17 protein-coding genes and 1 pseudogene are annotated in these 17,617 nt (G+C 36.9%); all 18 read left to right on the top strand.

The genetic code is table 11. The annotated features are described in order from the left end of the window. Positions 1-65: 65 nt before the first annotated feature. Positions 66-254: pseudogene (locus MKX57_RS17410) on the top strand (HK97 gp10 family phage protein); the annotation flags it as partial. After that, a complete protein-coding gene (locus MKX57_RS17405) occupies positions 251-694 on the top strand; it encodes a DUF3168 domain-containing protein (RefSeq protein ID WP_342550469.1) in 444 nt (147 codons plus the stop codon). The pseudogene MKX57_RS17410 and the gene MKX57_RS17405, both read left to right, overlap by 4 nt. A gap of 43 nt (positions 695-737) precedes the next feature. Further along, entirely contained in the window at positions 738-1,508 is a 771-nt protein-coding gene (locus tag MKX57_RS17400; protein ID WP_196243933.1) for a phage major tail protein, TP901-1 family, read from the top strand. Positions 1,509-1,574: 66 nt separating this feature from the next. Beyond that, positions 1,575-2,045, top strand: a complete 471-nt coding sequence (locus MKX57_RS17395; RefSeq protein ID WP_342550468.1) for a tail assembly chaperone — start codon at positions 1,575-1,577, stop codon at positions 2,043-2,045. A 62-nt stretch (positions 2,046-2,107) separates the two neighbouring features. Then, positions 2,108-2,392 carry a hypothetical protein gene (locus MKX57_RS17390; protein ID WP_342550467.1) on the top strand — a complete coding sequence of 95 codons (285 nt, stop codon included), beginning with the start codon at positions 2,108-2,110 and terminating at the stop codon, positions 2,390-2,392. A gap of 5 nt (positions 2,393-2,397) precedes the next feature. Then, a complete protein-coding gene (locus MKX57_RS17385; protein WP_342550466.1) occupies positions 2,398-6,945 on the top strand; it encodes a hypothetical protein in 4,548 nt (1,515 codons plus the stop codon). A gap of 15 nt (positions 6,946-6,960) precedes the next feature. Next, positions 6,961-7,824: a phage tail family protein gene (locus tag MKX57_RS17380; protein ID WP_342550465.1), complete on the top strand. Its 864-nt coding sequence runs from the start codon at positions 6,961-6,963 to the stop codon at positions 7,822-7,824. A gap of 11 nt (positions 7,825-7,835) precedes the next feature. Next, complete coding sequence (locus MKX57_RS17375; RefSeq protein ID WP_342550464.1) at positions 7,836-9,401, top strand: hypothetical protein; 1,566 nt, start codon at positions 7,836-7,838, stop codon at positions 9,399-9,401. Positions 9,402-9,422: 21 nt separating this feature from the next. Further along, a complete protein-coding gene (locus MKX57_RS17370; protein ID WP_342550463.1) occupies positions 9,423-9,737 on the top strand; it encodes a hypothetical protein in 315 nt (104 codons plus the stop codon). A gap of 229 nt (positions 9,738-9,966) precedes the next feature. Beyond that, entirely contained in the window at positions 9,967-10,446 is a 480-nt protein-coding gene (locus MKX57_RS17365) for a hypothetical protein (RefSeq protein WP_342550462.1), read from the top strand. A 46-nt stretch (positions 10,447-10,492) separates the two neighbouring features. Continuing rightward, the gene (locus tag MKX57_RS17360; RefSeq protein WP_342550461.1) at positions 10,493-11,644 is read left to right on the top strand and encodes a siphovirus ReqiPepy6 Gp37-like family protein; all 1,152 of its coding nucleotides are present in this window, start codon (positions 10,493-10,495) and stop codon (positions 11,642-11,644) included. A 95-nt stretch (positions 11,645-11,739) separates the two neighbouring features. Beyond that, the gene (locus MKX57_RS17355) at positions 11,740-12,477 is read left to right on the top strand and encodes a hypothetical protein (RefSeq protein WP_342550460.1); all 738 of its coding nucleotides are present in this window, start codon (positions 11,740-11,742) and stop codon (positions 12,475-12,477) included. A gap of 78 nt (positions 12,478-12,555) precedes the next feature. Next, a complete protein-coding gene (locus MKX57_RS17350) occupies positions 12,556-12,960 on the top strand; it encodes a phage holin family protein (protein ID WP_342550459.1) in 405 nt (134 codons plus the stop codon). Then, positions 12,957-13,622, top strand: a complete 666-nt coding sequence (locus MKX57_RS17345) for a M15 family metallopeptidase (protein ID WP_342550458.1) — start codon at positions 12,957-12,959, stop codon at positions 13,620-13,622. The genes MKX57_RS17350 and MKX57_RS17345 overlap by 4 nt, the downstream gene beginning before the upstream one ends. Before the next feature lie 431 nt (positions 13,623-14,053). After that, on the top strand, positions 14,054-14,944 hold the full coding sequence (locus MKX57_RS17340) for a S8 family serine peptidase (RefSeq protein ID WP_342551135.1): 891 nt from the start codon (positions 14,054-14,056) through the stop codon (positions 14,942-14,944). A 10-nt stretch (positions 14,945-14,954) separates the two neighbouring features. Continuing rightward, positions 14,955-15,749 (top strand): SAR2788 family putative toxin, encoded by a 795-nt coding sequence (locus MKX57_RS17335; protein WP_342550457.1) that lies wholly within the window; start codon positions 14,955-14,957, stop codon positions 15,747-15,749. Positions 15,750-15,765: 16 nt separating this feature from the next. Beyond that, complete coding sequence (locus MKX57_RS17330; RefSeq protein ID WP_342550456.1) at positions 15,766-16,017, top strand: hypothetical protein; 252 nt, start codon at positions 15,766-15,768, stop codon at positions 16,015-16,017. A 298-nt stretch (positions 16,018-16,315) separates the two neighbouring features. Then, positions 16,316-17,584, top strand: a complete 1,269-nt coding sequence (locus MKX57_RS17325; protein ID WP_342550455.1) for a hypothetical protein — start codon at positions 16,316-16,318, stop codon at positions 17,582-17,584. Positions 17,585-17,617 lie beyond the last annotated feature (33 nt).

Below are 17,617 nucleotides of genomic sequence, written 5' to 3'. Positions count from 1 at the left end.
TATGCCGAACTTACAGGTGACTGTAAGAAGTAGAGGATAAAAAGCCACTACGATAACAAAATTGATATGTGGAGCACGGCACAGGTATCTATAGTGTTTCGGGAAATGGCCGTAGAACACCATGGACATATTTCAGCACAAAACTAGGTCGATATGTAACCACCGAAGGTATGAGAGCTCAACCATTTTGGGGCCCTGCTGTAGATGCTGGTCGAGAATACTTCGAAAGAGAAATGAGGCGATTAGGCTTATGAGTAATTACTATGCCTTGCCTTTCTTTGAATTGCAGAGGGTAATTTATCAAAAGTTAACGGCTTGCGAAGCCCTAACATCCATTACACGAAAAGATGAAGATGATCTTGGCGTTTGTGATGCAGTCGATGAGAACACACCATATCCATACGTAACAATCTCAGAGCCTTACACGAGCCCATTTGATACCAAAACCAGTAATGTCGAAACCATTACTTTTACTATTCATACTTGGTGGAAGGATAACGATGATTACAGTGGTAAACGTAAAACGTATGAGATGTTATCAGCTTGCCAACAGGCTCTAATGGCTCGAAACTACTCGATACAAGGTGCGAAAGTATTAAGTGTTACAAGACGTGAATCACGCGTAATAGACGATAATAGCCCCGGTGTAAAACATGGCATTCTAACAATTCAATATAAAGTACAAAACATCTGACAGTCCTAAATGGGCTGTTTTTATTTTAGGAGGGAAAACACTTATGCAAAACGGTAAAGACACGGTCTTACTCGTACAATTGGCAACTGCTGCTCTTGGTGAGGATGGATTTTTAATCGGTAATTTAACCGAAAACTCTTACTCTATGGAGAATGAACTTGTAGATGAACAAACAAAATTTGGGCGTATCCTAGCATACGGTCAATCGAGTGAGTCATTTGAAATTACGGCTTATGGTGATAAAAGTGATCCAGGGCAAAAGGCTATCTTAAATGCTATCCGAAACGAAAAGCAATTAAAGGTGTGGGAAGTTGACCTAGAGCTCAATGCGAATGGTAAACATGATGCTGTGTTTGCCTACACGTTAGTTGAGTCAGTAGAGAAATCTAGTCCTGGTGACGGATTCCAAGAGGTTTCGGCAACATTACAAGTTATCGGTAAATCCCAAACTGGGGAACTCCCACCATTGCCAACTGAAGTAATTGAGTTCGCACGCTATGGCTTTGAAATGCCAGGTGAAAAGTCAGGTGAATTTGGCAAAGAACAAACAGAAGGTGCTCCAGTGGATAGTGTATCGGTTACCCCGCAAACAACATCTGTAGTAGTCGGAAGCACTCGTCAGTTAACAGTTACTGTACTTCCTGCAGAGGCGACTAATAAAAACGTAACATTCGTTTCAAGTGACGTGGCAATCGCTACGGTGACACCTGCTGGATTAATCACAGGCGTGGCCGAAGGTTCAGCAACAATTACTATTACAACAGCAAGTGGTGGCAAAACAACGACAGTCGCTGTAACTGTTACAGCTTCTTAATCAAAGCACTCTTTAGGGGTGCTTTTTTCTTTTACTACAAACAAAACATTAGGAGGGCTATATAACATGGCTACATTAACAATTGCAGGTACACAACAAGAGGCAAAATTCGGTTTTGCATTTAAAAATCTAGCAGATAAAAACTACAACCAATCAGATGAAAACGGAAATGAAGTTGGTGGCTTTAATGGTATCTATACAGGGCTTCTGCAATTCGATTTAGACGCATTAAAAGCGTTTTGGGACTGCGGATTAGCACATTTACAAAAGCGTCCAAGTATCGCAGATATTGAAGCAGCTTTAGAGGATCGTATCAATGAGGACGGAGACACAGATCAATTATTTAAAGAGGCTTTCCAAGAAATCAATGCATCGGGTTTTTTCAAAAAAAGTGTGAAGACGTTTTGGAAGAACTTAGAGCTATTCAAAACAATGGGCAAATCAGACGAGGAAAAAGCCGAGAACGAGAAGGGCATTCAAATGCTAATGGACGCGAAGGCGGAGCTATTGGGCGAAACAACAGAGTCGACGGACTAGAATGGCTGGAAGTACTTACAGACGTTGCACAACACATGAAGATTTACGATGTAGATCTCATTATGTCGTGGACGCCTAATGAGTACAAAGCTTTTAAGCAAGGGGCTATGTTACAGGTCGTTGACAATTACGACAACATGGCTCATATGGCTGTATTTCATCGTATCGCTGCTAATAAGAAAAAGTTGAACATAGAGAAGGACTTGTTTGATGCCAGAAGTGCTCGCAAGCGAATTATTGATGGTGATAATGCGTGGAAAGAGTCGAAGAAGATTGATACTACTCGACATACCAAGGCACAAGAAGCGATGAAGCGATGGGCTGAAAACTTTAATAAGAAGGGGTGAAGTAGATGAACGGGAACTTTACAGCGCGTATTGGTGCACGTATCACCGAATTTATGGCCCGTATGCGACAAGTCCAAAACACGATACGTACTACTGCAAATGATGTGAACGTAGATGTTGGAGCAGATGTATCCGAGTTTAACCGTCGTATGGCCGAAATTCGAGCGCGAATAGCTACATTAGTTCGAGAAAGGGTCGTCATTAAGATAGAGGCACGAATAGAGAACTTTCAAAGAAAGATACAACGCATTGCCACAGATATTCGTGCTTTTGGTGAATTGATGCAACACACCCTAACCGGCTCATTGATTGCTGTTTTACCGATGATTGCACCACTTATAGCGAATATTGGAGTAGCTATTGCTAACCTTGGTCCAATGATCGGTACAGTAGCAGGTTCAACCTTTGCTTTAGCTGGAGCGTTTACAAGTGCTGGTGTAGCAGCTGGAGCATTTGCGGCAGTTGCGATACCAACCATCAAAAAGTTATTTGATGAAAATGCGAAATTAACGTCAGCTCAAATGAATGCCAAATCTTCTTTTGACAACATGAAGAAAACGTATCAATCGCTTGTAGAAGAAACAGAAAAGCCAGTATTAAATGCTTTTACGAGTGCCATGCAAATAACAAACACTCTATTAACGAAGTTAAGACCATTATTCTTATCAAGTGCTCAGGCAGTATCTAGTTTGATGACGCAACTGAACACAGCCATTGGCACACCACCTATTCAGAAGTTTCTAGATTACTTGAACACAACTGGTGCCCCAATGTTGAAAACAGTAACAAGATCTATGGGAAACCTATTTAAAGGGCTAGCAAGTATGTTAGTAGCATTTGCCCCTTTGACAGCCTCGACAGCAAAAGGCTTTGAGGAAATGACAGCACGATTTGCGGAATGGTCAAATGGCCTTTCAAGTAGTTCCAAATTCCAATCATTTATGGATTATGTAAATGAAAATATGCCAAAGATTAGAGCAATCTTCAGAGATGCGACAGCCGGGATAATTTATTTCTTTAGTGCATTTGCTGGCTCATCATCAGGAATGATGGATGGTCTTGTAGCAATGATGGCGCGATTTAAGGAATGGTCAGCTAGCCTTTCACAAAATCAAGGTTTCCAAACATTCCTATCCTATGTACAGCAAACAGCGCCTAGTGTATTGCAACTAATCGGTAACCTTACTAATTTTTTAGTGAACTTGGGCATTGGTATGGCTCCAGTTGGTGCGGGGCTAATGAATATTGTGAATAGTATTCTAGAGTTCATGAACGGTGGGATGGAAAGTAACAGAATGATAGGGGTTCTAATAGCAAGTTTTATTTCAATCGGTGGTGTTTTACTTGCGGTGGTTCCTAATATCATTGCGTTTGGAGAGCTTTTTAAAGGGTTAGGTCCTGCCATTACAGGTGGTTTAGGGAAAGCTTTAAAGGGTGTTGGAGGACTGTTCACTAATTTTAGTGGGACTTTGACAACAGTAGGAGCAAAAATCTTGTCCTTTGTTAAAACCTTTGGAAAAGGTTTAATAACAAATCCAGTTGGTTTAATTGTGATCGCAATAGTAGCTTTCATTGCAGTCTTGGTACGCTTGTATCAAACAAATGAGAAATTTAGGTCACAAGTTCAAGCCGTTTGGGAAGTAATTAAAACGGGGATATCTATGGCTGTAACAGCAATTAAAAACTCGATCATGTCAGTTTGGGCACAGATAACGTCATTTTGGAATGAAAACCAAGAAAGCATTAAGGCAACTGCATCTACAATTTGGAAGTTTATTGGAGATGTAGTGACAACAGCCATGACAGTCATCGGAGCTATCATGAAGTTTGTATGGCCGGTTGTGAAAGCTTTAATTGTCTCTACTTGGGACGCGATAATGAATGTAATTAAAGGTGCAGTGAACATAATTCTAGGCATTGTAAAGGTGTTCACATCTTTGTTCCAAGGAGATTGGAAGGGAGTATGGGATGGTGTTAAGCAAATCTTAGTGGGAGCATTACAAGCTGTATGGGGTGTTGTGAACCTGTACTTTGTAGGTAAATTACTTGGTCCCCTCAAAGCGTTTGGTTCGACTGCTAAAACATTCCTCCAAGGTATTTGGGCAGCTATTAAAGGGATATTCACCAATACTTTAAATACGATTAAAAGTACTGTCACAACAATATTTAATGGCATGAAAAGTACGATCACATCAATCTGGAACAGTATAAAGTCTTTCTTCAATACGATTCTAAACGGCATCAAATCTATATTCACGTCTGTTTGGAGAAGTATTGCATCATTCCTAGATAATATGTTTACAAGCATCTCTGGTCTTGTCCGTTCAGTTTGGAATGGGATTAAAAATTTCATTTCAACCGTATTGAATGCTATTGCCAACGTTATCAAAAGCATTTGGACAGGCATTAAGAATACTGTTTCTACAATACTAAATGGTATTAAAAACGTGATTGAAACGATATGGAACGGATTTAAAACCACTGTTTCAACGGCAATGGAGAATGTCAAAACGGCTGTTGTTAATGGGTGGAATGCTGCTAAATCATTCCTAGAAAACATCAGTCTAGTGAAGATTGGGGAATACATCGTAGCTGGTTTAGTGACAGGGATCAATAACTGGTTCGGCAAGGTAAAAGCAAAAGTTATGGAGCTAGCTGAATTACTACCAGAGTGGCTACGAAACAAACTAGGCATTCATTCACCATCACGTGTCATGATTGCTTTAGCTAAATGGATTCCCATCGGTGTTGCTAAGGGTATTGAGTCTGCTACTAACGTGGTTCAAAAGGCTACGAACATCATGGCTGGTAAGGCTATCCCTGATTTTAGTAAGTCTATTACAACAACGAAATCCGCGATGGATAACATTAATTATATTGTTAAAAATTCTACGTCCAATACAAGCGCTAATGCTCTTGCTATTCAAAAAGATTACGCTAAGAAACGTGCTGACCTTGATCGTAAAACTGAACAACAAATTTCAGTTATTAAAGCATCATCATCTAAAAAGACACAAACAAACACTAAAGCTCAACAACTACGTATTAACAACATCTTGGCCGATGCTGCAGCTAGTCGTCAGAAATTAGCCAAACAAGAAGCTGATGCACTGGCGAAAGCAAGAAGTAAGTCGCAAGCTGAAACGTTAGAAGCTTTAGAGCAGTATGTGTCTAACAAAGAATCCCTTGAATTATGGTCTACAGAACAACAAGCAGGGTACTGGAAGTATGCAACTACTCTGTTTAAGGAAAATACAAAAGAGCGTATTAAAGCACAGAATAATTACAATAAAGCAATGGCCGAACTTGCCAAAGAGCAGTTTGAAAAAGAGAAAAATTACATTGAGCGAAAAAAGAATTTCAATCAGTTATCACTTACACAGGAACTAGCAGCCTACGAAAAGTACATGAAGCAGTATAAAGCTGGTAGTGAGGAACGTATTTACTACGAAGAAAAAGTGGCTCAAACGAAAAAAGAAATCCATGATAAGTTAATCTCTCTAAACGATGAGTTTACAGCTAAGATTCAAGAGACTAACCAAAAACTAATTGATGGTTCCAAAGCACTTACACAAGAATATGAGGATGCAGTTAATTCTCGGAAACAATCTTTGTATAGCGCTATAGGTATCTTCGATGAAATGGAAGAGAAAGCTGCTGTATCTGGTCAAAAGTTGATTGATAACTTGAGAGGTCAAAATCAGGCATTCCAAGAATGGGCAGCTAATCTACAAGCATTAGGAGCAAAAGGAATTGACCAAGGGTTATTATCTGAATTACAAGCGTTAGGTCCATCTGCATCTGCTGAGATCGCAGCCTTAAATACATTGAGTGCTACTCAACTTGCTGAATATGTGGCACTATGGCAAGAGAAATCTAATCTTGCACGTTCCCAAGCAGAGTTAGAGTTAACTGGGATGAAAGAAGATACGGCTAAAAAGATAGAAGAATTAACAGCCGAAACAGCTACGCAGTTAGATACCTATAAAACGGAATGGGCCAACAAAATTAAAGAAGTGCGTACAGGTACTGTCAATCAGTTTAATGCAATGGTTGCTACAATGCCTCAGATTGGCCGTAATGTTATTAAAGGCATGCAACAAGGGTTATCAGAATTAACGCCTGATTTACTCGCACAAGCTCAATCCATTGCAGAGAGTATCAAAGCTACTATTCAAGGAGCATTAGACATCCATAGCCCAAGCCGTTGGGGTAAAAAGATGATCGGTCACAACTTGGTGAAAGGGATTATTATCGGTCTAGCTGATATGAAATCGGATGCCATTAAAGCTGCTGAAAGAGTAGCTGAATGGATTCAACCTCACGTCGAAGTTAGTGATATTATTAACGACATCAATGGTGCCATCGATGCCATTCAAACCGAGATTGAACACAAAGTAAAAGTTGATGTTAATGTAAATGGTGAAGGTGGACAAGGTACGAATGGTGGAGGAGTACATCAAGTGGTGAACTTACATTCACCAACGCCATTAAGCCCATCAGAAAATGCACGGGAATTGAAACGTGTTGCTCAACAAATACCATTTAGATAAAGGAGAGGTCGTCTTGTGGAGACAGTCACATATACCAATCGTTTTGGAGAGTCCGTCACATTTGGCGGTCCTCCTTTTTATTTGCAAGAGATTATCGGACTTGGTGATGTACCAGCCAATTTACAAACACAACGGGTACCGTACGAAGACGGAAGCACCTTAATTGATGTATTGCTAGAGGAACGACCAATTGATATTACATTTCTTATAGTTAATGCAGTAGACGAGGGTGGATATGAAACCGTGTCAAGGCGGAGAACAGAGGTAGCGCATATTGTCAATCCAAAGCTTGGTCCCGGTACTCTACGGTATGAAAATGATTTTCTAGTCCGTGAGATTTTAGTAGTTGCATCTAGTGTACCGATTTTCCCAGATGGCGAAGGCAGGGCTAAAACATTACAAAAAGGCATGATCAATTTCGTGGCACCAGATCCTTATTGGCGTAGTTTGAAAATCGATGAAGAACCAGCATTCAAACCGTTATTTCAGTTCCCATTTAGTGGTCCTTTTCAGATGGGGATGCAAAGGGATAGACGAATCATTAACAATGACGGAGATGTAGCAGCGCCACTCTATATCGAGTTTTATGGCCCTGCGACGAATCCAAAAATCGAAAATATAACAACTGGTGAGTTCATTAAGGTCAATCAAACACTCACTGAAGGTGAAAAGATGGTAATCGATACAACACCAGGAACAAAATCGGTTGAATTTGTTGATGAAGATGGATCTCGAAGAAACGTTATAAACTGGCTTCATTTAGACAGTGTATTTTTTAAACTGCAGTTAGGAGAAAACGACATCAATTATACGGCTGATAATGACGTCCAAGGAGCAATTGTAAACATCAGCTACCATAAGCGATACAACGCAGTATAGGAGGGATGAAAGTGGCTGAAATATTTAAGTTTTTTAACTCAGCACCAGGAGATGAACGTTGGCACTATGCGAGTGACTTTGCTGATTATTTTGGTGATGTGCTATCGAGTGGGTTGTTACATAAAGACGGCACACCGAATTTACAAGTAAAAGTAAATGTAGGAACGATGCAAACGTATGTAGAGGCTGGAAAGGCATTAATACAAGGATATCAATATCATAATACAACGCCATTATTTTTAGCGCATGGTCTTCCTGAGCCGAATTTAGATCGCATTGACCGTATTGTGTTGCGTTTGGATAAACGGAATAACGCTCGATTCATCAGACTGTTTGTAAAAGAAGGCGTATCGGCTACCAACCCTGTACCTCCATCATTACAACGAGATCAATATGTATTTGAATTATCGTTAGCACAAATACGACTAACCAAAAATACATCTTCCTTAGAGCCTCTAAAACTTGTAGACGAACGTATGAAAGAAGATTTATGTGGTATCGTTTATTCGCTTATTAGCGTGCCTACAAGCGTGTTTCAGCAACAGTGGGATTATTGGTTTAATCTCAAGAAACGGACGCTTGAGGATGATATGGAAGCTTGGCAATTGCAGCAGAAAAATGATTTTGAGACGTGGCAAGCAATTCAGAAACAAGAATATTTAACTTGGATTGAATCGATTAAAGATATATTAGATGAAAATGTAGCAGCTAATTTAGCAGCTAAAATAGCAGAGTTAGAGCAGGGGTTCGCGAACCATATAGTTGATGTTTCACACATTAAGTGGATTGAAACAGTAGGCGGCACAGCCAACGTATTAACTGCTACTGTTCCTGATATTACAAGTTATAAAAATGGCCTGGCTGTTTCATTCCCTGCTACCTCTAATAGTACAGCAGCCATAACATTAAATATTAATGGTTTGGGTGCTATTCCAATCAAGAAAGCAAATGGCACAACGTTTAGTAACGCAAAGGCTAATGGTGTTTATACTGTTCGCTATCGTGCAGGGGCTTTTATCTTACAGGGTGAAGGGGGGGCAGGAAACGCACAACCTAGCGATGTGCGAAAGGGAAAAACAGCTACGGTGGATAATGGAGACATTACTGGAACACTCGATTTATCTCAATTGATTCCTGGTAACATCAAGAATGGTGTAACTATTGATGGTGTAACAGGTAATCTTATTGGTTCACCAACGCCTAGTGTTGGTGATGCGGCTGTTGTAGCATCAGTAGGGTATACAGTGCAATACACGAGCGATTTTAAAAAAATCAAAGAAATTATATGTAATTTCAGTGGCAGAGTCAGAATTACATTTGATCTGTATGGCTCAGGAACTGGAAAAGGTTATGAACATGTCTATGGTCAAATATATATCAATGGCGTACCAAAAGGTATTACAAGAGACAATAATAGTAGTTCAGGTACTTTCTATTCAGAGGATTTTGATATAAATAATGGTGACCGAGTACAATTATACGCCCGTGGGAGAACAAATCCAGATACGTGGGCAACTAGTGATGTACTTGCTATCTGTTTCGCTTCTAATCCATTAGGTACAGTCGTTCAAGTATAACAAGTAAAAGGAGTGCGTAATATGTTTTATTTAGAATACGATGATGATACAAAGTTAGTGATTAAAATTCACGAAACAGAGCCAGAGTCGGTGGTTGAAGGTCATTCCATTGCTAAGAGTGATAGTTTCGATATCGGTATGGAACTTGAATTTATTATTACTGTTGATAGAGTAGACCAAGATGGAAACGTTGCTGCATCATCTACAACAAAGCAGATTGTACCAGCTTATCAATTATTGAAGAAAATTGATGAATTAGAAAAAGAGAATCAAGCACTAAAAGGTAGTGTAGCCGATCTGTGGGAAACAATTTTAGTTGCAGGAGGTAATGCATAATGGAGATAGTATTTCTGCCAAAACTACGAGGGTATCTATTCTTAATAGATATGCAGCGCATCACGATTAACGATGTGCCAGAACCATATAAACAAGCAATATCAGACGAACAGTAAACGCTGCAATAAGCTAGCGTTATTTTTATTGTCATTTTTAGGAGGATTCCGTTGCTTTCAGTAGAATAATTAGTGATGCATGAATATTAAATTCTAAAAACGGAGATTTTGAAATGCTAAAAAAACTTTTTTCTTTAATTTTTATATTTACACTTCTTGTAGCTTGTAGCGAAAATGAAATCCAGAGTAAAAGTATTGAGTGGGAAAAATACATTAATTCCAAATATGGTTTCTCAGTAAATTATCCGCCTGAATGGACAATTGGAGAAGAGTCAGATAATGAAGATGGTATTAATTTGTATGTTGGAAATCCAGACGTACATATTCTTACCTATGCATCGTACTATATGGAAGATATATCGAATCCTTATGAAAATGCTGAAAATAATGGTTTCGATATTCAGAGAATAACTCTAGATAATGATAAAAGTGCCGAGCTCATAATAGGGAATATAGATGAAAAAGTTCATTACGAATTAGTTTTTATCGAAAATGATATTATTTACAATGTAAATGCAGAAGTATCTAAATCATTTTTCGAAAAAAACGAAGCTATATTACTTAAAGTTGTGAAAAGCTTAGACACTTTATAGCACTCTCATTTGAGAGTGCTTTTATTATGCAAAAGAAGGTGACCACATGCAAAATATCCCTTTAAGAATAATTGACGATGAATTCAATTTACTAGGCGAAGTGGATCGATACTCTTCAACCCAAATAGGTATCTCATGGTCAGGTATTGGAGAGTTAGAGCTTCGAATCAACCGATACCTACAACATGCTGACAAATTGATTAAAGGTAATATCATCTTCCCTTACAATCGATTAGATCAAGCTTACATCATCAGGCATCGAGAAATTGAATTAGACGAAAACGGCAAGCAAACGGAAAACTGGAGCATTAAAGCCTTATCATTAAAAACATTCACGTCTCAGCGACTTATCTATCCGGCAACAGGTAAGACACATGAAAGTATGACAGGTAATGTTGAAACAGTAATGCGTCATTTTGTAAGTACACAGATGATTAATCCAAGTGATCCGGCTCGCATCTTCCCACGACTAGTACTAGGCGCTAACCAAAATAAAGGTCCAGCCATTGAAGAAAATTCAAGGTATGATCCATTAAATGAAAAGCTCACTGAATTATCTGAGTTTCATGGATTAGGTTGGAACATTGAGCTTGATCTGAAAAATAAACGTTTTGTATTCGTTGTGAAAGAAGGAAGAAACTTACTAGCCAATCAAACGGGGTTGCCACAAGTTATTTTCTCAACGGAGTTCGAAACAATTAAATCCCTCGAATACACCGAAAGTGATTTGGATTATAAGAACTTTGCAGTCGTTGCAGGACAGGGTGAAGGCGTAGAACGCAGAATTATCTCCATTGGTGACGCTGTAGGAGCTGACCGATATGAAATGTTTGTAGATGCAAGAGATGTATCAGAAGAAGACGATGAGGGAAACCCACGCCCTGTTGAAAAGGTTGTAGCTGATTTAAACAAGCGGGGTAACGAAAAGCTGTCAGAGCATGCCCAAGAGATCTACTTAGGCGGACAAATACTCACAACCTCAAGATTAATTTACGGGAAAGATTTCAATGTTGGTGATGTGGTTACTGTTCGTGACAAAGGCTGGGGCGTTACGATGGACACTAGGATAACTACTGTAAAAGAAATTTATGAATACGGCAAGCGAAAGATAGAGGTCGTGTTCGATAATGATAAGCCTACCTTTATCAGTAAAATGAGGCGTGAGATTGACGCATTGAAGTATGAGTTAAAGAAGTAAACGCAAGCAGACGCTTAGCGTTATTTTATTGTCTAAATTAGAAGGAAATCCTTTCCTTTTGTCGAATGTAGTTTATGGATTGGAGGAAAGGAACCATGGTGTTATTAGAAAACGTAATAGATAATCCACATTATTTATTTTTATTGTCTATTCTTATATACGTTATTCCTAGAGCAATTAACTATTGGAATACAACGCAATTTGAAAAAAAATTTATGAATGATTTACAAAGAATAAAGATAAGTTTCTGGAAACTAATCGTAATTGTTACATTTATAATGATAATCTCATATGTAAGAATATTATTCGATCCGGAGAAAAGACAAGAAATATTTTCAGTGGAATCTAGTGTGGTAATATCAATTTTTCTAGTTATTGGTGCAATTATAGTTGTACTATTTCAGGTGTTAATCATTATAATGAATTGGTTTGAAAAAAAATTAACATTAACTGCTGATTACTATTTAAAATTAGATAATACGAACGAAGAATGGAAAATTATTAAAATGTCTTCAAATAATTGTTTGATACTCCGTAAGAAGAGTGATAAAAAAGTTCAAATGATGCTAGAAGATTGGAAGGGGTTAGAAATAAGAGAGGTGAGAAGCGGAGAAATACCATTTAGTAAATTATTTAAGCTCTCTAATCAATATAGAAATATTCCAATGATATTATTAATAGTAATATTGATAGTTATTTCTATTGCTTTTATGTTTAGTCCATTTCTATTTTTCGGAAGATTTTCGTTGATTCTATATGTAATTGGTGGAGTTGGATCGTTTATAAGCGTGATTATATTAAAAAATTATACTGAGTATAAAAATAATAATTAATATACTATGAATTTCATTAAAGTAGACGAGCACCCTCAGCTGAGGGTGCTTTTTATTATGCATAAAGGAAGTGTTGTAATGGAAAAATGGATCGCTGCAGTAAGTGGAGCAATCGGCACAATTATTTCATATTCGGTTGATGGGTTAGGAATAGCTGTGACGGTTCTAATCGGTTTCATGGCTATTGATTATGCCACTGGCATCATGAGTGGAGTCGTTAATCAAAACTTAAATAGTCGTACAGGCTTTAACGGCATCATACGCAAGATTTATTATTTAATGCTAGTAGGATCGGTTTATTTATTGTCCGTTGTGATTCCTGGCATTGAGTACGCAGGGGATGGAGCAGCCGTTGCATTTTGTGTTCTTGAATTTATATCGATCACGGAAAACGGTACTAAAATGGGCTTGCCAATGCCTGACTTTGTAAAAAATATTTTAGCAATTGTAAAAGATAAATCAGGAGAGGGTGAGGTTAAATGACAAGCGTAACTCAAACATGTCGAGATTTAAGTGAATTAACTGCAGCTGCTCAAACAGCCTGCCGACTACTCTTTCAAGAGTGCTACAAGGCTGGCATAGACTTTGTTTTCATCACAGAGACATATCGCAGCCAAGCGCGCCAAAACTATTTATATGAACAAGGTCGAACCAGACCAGGGCAAGTAGTTACTTGGACACGAAATAGTAATCATACATCGCGTAGAGCTTGGGATATTGCTGTTGCTCCTCCACGGAATCTATATGATATTTCTACTCTTTCAAAGGTTGGGGCAATTGCTAAAAAGTTAGGAATCACTTGGGGAGGCTATTGGCCAGTAGGTCAGTATGATGCACCTCATTTTGAAATTCCGACGACATGGAAGATGCCTGCAGGCTATAAATTAGAAGGGCAAGTAGTAATTCCGACAAGTAGTGCTGTAAAGGTACAGCTTATTGAAGATACACAAAAACCAACAGAAAAGGATGATAGCACAATGAAATTCACAAACGATTCAACAAAAGCTGCAGTACGCGACTACCTCAAACAAGCAGTAGATAAAAAGCTTATTGATAAGTCATGGCTTGATAAATTCGACGCTGGTATATTGACTGGCGGAGATTTTGAAGGTTTAAAAATTATCATTGCACAACGAAGTGCTTAATAGGTTACCTTAATTGGTAATGGGCGTTTAGCGTTTAGTACAAAAAACTATAATATGAATAGTAATATATATGGTATGTCAATAGTCAAATTAATGAACTTGTTATTAATATAATAGTAAAAATAATTTTTGTTTTTATTGAAAATGTCAAGTGTAAAATTGAGTTAACACTATAAATGTATATATAGCACTAAAAAAATATGGGGATAAGTGGCGTGATTTGGCGGAATTTACGGATTTCCTTTGAATAGCGCCAAATTAATGGCGTTCACACCGTCAAAAAAGTGGCGTGAATATAATATTGAATTGGATATATTGGTAATGATAGGATAATATTTGCTCGCGAGAATAATGAAATTTGTTAAATAGCACAATAGCTAATATTGACTAGTCAACAAGTGTTAATTCAAACATAAGAGGAGAGGTATTTAATTTATAGATTTATTGTTTATGTAAGTATAATACTTGTAATCTGTTTTTTCTTAATTGAGGGTAATGGCAAAAATGTTTCTCCTGATAGAAACTTAACTAATCTACCAGTTTCTAAAGCTTCAACTTTAGATTTATCGCAAGTAGAAGATGTTTCAGATCACAAATTACTAAAAGTAGCAATAATTGATAGTGGTATTAATAAATCGCATCCAGATTTAAATATATCAGAAAAAAATGCAGTAAATTTTGTGGAACCTGAAAAAGCAGTTATTGATGATTTTGGCCACGGTACTGCAATTGCAGGTATTATAGCTGCTCAAAGTAATGATTTTGGAATTCAAGGAATCGTTTCAAATGTAGAAATATTTGACCTAAAAGTTCTTAATGGAAAAGGTAATGGTACTATAGATGATTTTATAGATGCTGTTGAGTGGTGTATTACAAACGAGATAGATATTATTAATGTAAGTTTTGGTTTTCAGACTAAGGATAAGCGTTTAGAAAAAGTTATTAATCGTGCTTTAGACTACAACATTATAATAGTTGCTGCTGCTGGAAATACTTATGGACTTGGAGTAGATTATCCTGCCAAATATGAGGGGGTAATCTCAGTTAATAGTATTAATCAAGATTTAAAACTATTAAATTCATCTGCTACAGGAAAAATCGATTATGTTGCACCTGGTTATAAGATATTATCAACTGATAATACTGGAGGTTATTCTGCTTTTACAGGGACCTCTTTTGCAGCAGCCTATGTTACAGGAGCAATAGCAAAACTGCTAAAAGATAATAATTTTGAAAAAAATCTTGGTAAAAATAATGTAATTGATTTAGGAGAAGATGGTTATGATTCTTCTTATGGTTATGGTTTATTAAAAATAAAATGAGGTGTTAGTTTTGTTTAAAAAAGGTTTCTTATTCTATTTGACGTTTTGTTTAATTATGACTTTATTTATTGATAGTCCCCAAGCTAGTGCAAATATAGATCAATCTTCAAACCTACAAGAAATTACTAATGAAATTATTGGGGAAAAATTAGGTCAAGAATTGTTAGAGAAAGTAAATGTAGTTGGTGAGTACAATGAAGGAGAAGTTAAAGTAGATCTAACAGTTGAAAATGAATCTTCTACTGTTAATACTTCTGTTGTAGCTAGTGATGAAAATAATGTAAGTGTTGACGTAAGTTATTTGGATGATAATAATGAACAAGTAGATAAAAGTTATTTTGTAAATGTACATCAATATGATGAAGATAAACTTATAGCAACATTAGTAGATTCAGAGACTGGTGAAACTATGGATCTTAACACTACTGAGCTACATGCTTCTGTAATACCAGTAGTAATAGCAGCGATTATTAGTGTTGGAGTTAGAGCTGCATTAAGATGGCTTTCTAAAGAAGCTATAAAAGCAGCAGTAAGAAAATTAGCTTTTAAATCCACAGACCTTTTAAAAGAACATTACAAGAAACATGGTAAAGAGTTTGGTAATATTTCTCAAAGTGAGTACTTAGAACTTGCGCAAGATTTAATAGGTTCAGACAGTGATGATGTTCTAAGTAAAAAAAGAAGTGATGGAGATAGAGTTTTTTACAATAAATCTACTAATGAATTTGCAGTTTTAGGAAGTGATGGGTATCTTAAAACTTTCTTTAAACCTAAAGATGGCAAGAAATATTATGATAGACAATAGAAAGGTGTGATTTTAGGTGTCGAATATCTGTCCTGTTTGTGGTTTTGAAGGGTTAGAAAAACAGCCTTACAATGAATTTTCAAATCCATCTTTTGAAATATGCGGGTGTTGTGGTTTCCAATTTGGATTTGATGATATGAGTGAAGGTATATCATATGAGGAATTTCGAAATAATTGGATTGAAAACAACTGTGAATGGTTTAATGAAGATAAGAAACCGCAAAATTGGGATTACAAGGACCAATTAAAAAACATACAATCCATATAAATAAAAGTAAGAAAAAAAGCCCAGGTACTCAATTATTTTGAGCTTGGGCATTTTTTATCGGTAAAAAAGAAAACCTATGTACTTTAATGTGAGAGAATTTGACCAAAACTACACGAAAGAATTCCACCATACACTTTTAATTTTTTATTATTGCAATATATTTTAGACAAAGGATGCAATTAATGAAAATAAAAAATAATATATATATCCGGACGTCCTTAAAAACGTTTCCGAAAGAAATATACAATTAACCAAAAATTTGGCATAATAAATTTAGATAATGTAGGGGGGGAAAGTATTGAATTGGAGAAATATAGAGAACATATTAGATAAGTACACTCAATACAAACACTATCAAATTTTATTTGATAAGTACAAATTACCTAGGAAATCATCCAGAGACGGAATGGCAAAAGTGCTTAATGAAGCAGTTAATGATGCTGGTTTTTTAGGACCGACTATCCCGGAAGTAGCGTTAGACGAATGGCTATCTCTTCATCAAATTGATGGGAATAATTATACTTTTGTTTACAATCTTCAAGAAAAAATTAAAGTTGGTTTATTGCATAATATTTATGTAAACAGAGAGAATCACATTGAGTTAAAAGTCTGGGATATTGATCCTGACAATGAATCAGAAGATTTCTCGACAGTGATGCCAAATCTAACGGATATAACTTTAGTAGGCGTACATCGCAATGAAATGAATGGTGCTTACACTTTTTCATTTGTTTCTCCGTGTGAGGTAACAGGATCTAGAATAGACGGATCTTCGCGCTTATATAAAAAGATTTTCTTTTGCCATTGTGTATTCTTTGAGAATACAAAAGACGTGAAGATAATATTTAATCCTACAAGTAACTTACAAAATGTAAATGGAGTGAGGAAGGATAGATATGATTGGACACCAATTGCTAGTATGTTCTTTGATAAAGTAAAAGAGTACATAGGGGAAGTACACATAATTGCTCCAAGATGGATTCCCCAAGCACTATATGAATTTGCTGAAGAGGCAACTGGTCACAACAACCCAAAAATCACAGCTGCGTCCTTTAATGCTCAAGAAAAAATAGCGGATTTTGCATCTTCTATTTTAAAAGAAGCAGGTATAGATATAGATTATGCACCAGCACTATCAAACAAATTAATGCAAGATATACAGATTTCTTTTGAATCTCAATTAATGGAAGTGTATCCTGCAGAAGTAGAGCAAGAAAATTCATTTACAATATTTAAGCAACGTTCGGATGGTGTTACGCATATAATTAGTGTAGAATCAACAGAAGAAGGTCTTGCAGGACACGCAGCTCAAGCAGCTAGAAAGTCAAGACAAGATGGTGACATTGATCTTTTAGGTGTTAACCTGAAACAAAATGAGCGATTGCATAAATTTTTAGTGGAGCAAGGTACTGAGGCTTATTTAATTAGAGGAACAAACACTTTCATTGATGAGGAGGTGGTTAACATTGTTATCCGTAGACTTAACGAGTATAGGAACAAAATACAAGTTGCCGCCCTTGGTGATACAGAAAGTAGAGAACGAACTCCTCTCACTAAGGCCGAGTGATGTATTAACTAAAACTAAATTCGCAAGAGCAAC

This window comes from Lysinibacillus sp. FSL M8-0216 (assembly GCF_038595555.1).
Lineage (GTDB): Bacteria > Bacillota > Bacilli > Bacillales_A > Planococcaceae > Lysinibacillus > Lysinibacillus fusiformis.
Note: the sequence above shows the minus strand (reverse complement) of the source record. Positions and strands in the feature narration are given on the sequence as shown.